Source organism: Pseudomonas sp., from assembly GCF_030684895.1.
Taxonomy (GTDB): Bacteria; Pseudomonadota; Gammaproteobacteria; order Pseudomonadales; family Pseudomonadaceae; genus Aquipseudomonas.
On sequence record NZ_JAUXXP010000008.1, the window covers coordinates 1 to 2,509 of the forward strand.

The 2,509-nt window shown below is 61.9% G+C and carries 3 protein-coding genes; all 3 read right to left on the minus strand.

Features of this window, described 5'->3' with window-relative positions:
* The coding region (locus Q8M42_RS01130; RefSeq protein WP_370870294.1) for an FHA domain-containing protein at nucleotides 1-732 on the minus strand (732 nt) is incomplete at its 3' end.
* 9 nt (nucleotides 733-741) lie between these two features.
* Nucleotides 742-2,193 carry a type II and III secretion system protein family protein gene (locus Q8M42_RS01135; protein WP_304870085.1) on the minus strand — a complete coding sequence of 484 codons (1,452 nt, stop codon included), beginning with the start codon at nucleotides 2,191-2,193 and terminating at the stop codon, nucleotides 742-744.
* A gap of 106 nt (nucleotides 2,194-2,299) precedes the next feature.
* Nucleotides 2,300-2,509: hypothetical protein (locus Q8M42_RS01140; protein ID WP_305282998.1), on the minus strand; the 210-nt coding region annotated here is incomplete at its 5' end.

Here is a 2,509-nt window from a genome sequence, read left to right on the forward strand (position 1 = left end):
GATGATCCGTTCGATGGTGGACAGCACAGCCGAGTCGGAGCTGAAGCTGATGCCGGTACGCTCCAGGCGGCCGGAGCGCTCCACGTAAATATCATCGTAACGGTTGACCATGATTTCCGAGACGCTGGGGTCGGCCAGCAGGTCTTCCAGCGGGCCGAGGCCCACGGCTTCGTTGATCACGATCTTGTGCAGAATCTCGCGGCTGAGATTGGCCGGCAGGCGGTGGGCGATCTGCTCGGTAATGCCGTTGATCAACTCGGACAGACTGTTGCGCACCTCCAGCGGGCCCATGCTGTCGAGGTTCATCCGCCGCAGGTCCATGGCGCGGAACAGTTCCGCCTGCACGTACTGCGACCACTCCATATAGGGTGCGTTGTCCTCACCGCTGCTGATCGCCGCATCCGGTGGCAGCGGCGTGTCGGCCTCGGTTTCGATCTGCCCAACGGCCCGTACCTGCAGGTTGTAGGCGCCGATGCCAATCAGGTCTTCCGGGCTAAGCGGGCCGAAGCGTTCCACCGGCTTGCCGTTGACCAGCAGCTCGTTGCCGCGGCTAATATTTTCCACAAACAGGCCGCCCAGCGACTGTTCGATGCGGGCGTGGCTGGGGGCCACCTTCCAGCCGCGCAGGCGTACCAGCCCGGAGCGCGCCTTGCCTACGTCGCATTGCGCCGAGGTGCAGGTGAGCGTGTCGAGCGGCTCGCCGCTTTTGTAGGTCACCACAACTTCAAACATGCTCAGCCCTCAATCGATCAGTTCGAGATTGCCAACGGTTTTGGCGTACTTCTCGATCATCTGCTTCTCGCGGGCGAGCTCTTTGACGTTAGGCGAGTCCGCGCCTTCGGTGAGCAGGCGCGGGGTGATGAAGATCACCAGCTCGGTGCGATTGCCTTTGAAGCTTTTGTTGCGAAACAGAGCGCCGAGGTAAGGAATGTTCATCAACCACTTGATGCCTTCAATGGTTGACTGACTGTCCTCGGTCACCAAGCCGGACAGCACCAGGGTCTCCCCTACTTTGAGCTGCACTTCGTTCTCGGTGCGGCGGGTTTTGAAGGCAGGGTATTCGCCGACCTGGTTGGCTTTGTCGAGCTGGCTGATTTCCGCTTTGACGTGGGTGGCGATGGTTTCGCCGCCGTACAGTTGCGGCTCGATATTGAGCAGGATGCCGAAGTCCTTGTACTCCACCGAGGGGCCGTTAATGCTGCTGGTCACCACCGGCACCTGGCCGCCGACGGTGAGCTCCGCCTTGCCGCCACTGCGGGCGCTGAGCCGCGGCGAGGCCAGGGTTAGGGCCGAACCGTTTTTCTCCAGCAGGTTGATCCGCGAGGTGATCTCGCTGGCCACCCCCCAATAGGCGTGGGAGCCGACATTGCCGACTGCGTCATTGAGGTCGTCAAAGGTGCCGGAGGCACTGGGGAACTGGCCGCGGTAGAGGTTGTTGGTGCCACCGTCGGCGTTGAAGGCGAACGTCGGGCCATTGATGCTGGTGCTCCAGTTGACGCCCAGTTCTTCCACATCGTCCTTGGCGAACTCGGTGATGCGCACATCGAAATAGATCATCGGCGCGAGGAATTTGGACATCGGCTGGGCCAGCACCAGCAGGTCCGGATAACGCTCCTTGAGCAGCTCGATGCGGGTGATGTCGATGGCATCCAGATCGCCATCGATGACAATCTGCCGGCCTACGGCTTTGATCTGGATGCCAGGGATCTGCCCGAGCATGGCCTGCACTTCCTGCAGCACCTGGGCCGAGTCGGCCTTGGTGGCGGCGCCGCTCTGCTCTTCGGCCAGCACCAGGACGTTTTCATAGAATTTGGCGGCTTCTTTGACGCGCGCCAGGTACTCACTGCTCAGGCGACCATCGAGCACCACCTGGCGGCCCACGGTGCGAATGCGCAGCCCCGGAATATCCGACAGCAAGGCGCGCAACTCACCGATCTGGCGGTAGCCATTGGCCTTGGCGACCACCACGCTGACCTGCTTGCGCTGGTTGCCTTCGAACCACAACTGCACCGTGGTTTCGCCCGGTGTTTCTGCGGTGATCACCACCTCTTCATTCTTCAGCAGGGTGGCGCTGATGATCGCCACATTGCCGACGGCCACACGCTCCACACCAGGTGCCAGCAGCACATGCACATCGCCGTCGTACAGCAGCATCGCTGCGGGAATCTCGTCGGCCTGAACCTGCAGGGCCATCGCGGCACCGCACACTATCGATAACACTCCTAGCCTTTTCATTGTCGCCCCAGCGTGTGCAATTGAGTGAGTCGGCGCAGGCACGGCCCGCGCGCAGTAGTGAGGGTTATTCAAGGCGCAGGGTCTGCACGGGAATAACCCCAGCGGTGCCTGTGCCGCCAGGGATGAACTGGATCATGCGGGTAGGTTCCAGGCGCTTGTTGCGCGCTTTACCCGACTGCTCGCTGGGCAGGTTGGCGGCCGATTCAGCGGCCACCGTCAGGCCGCTGGCCAGTACGTTACCGTTGCCATCGACGAGCTTGCCGTTGAGCAGTTT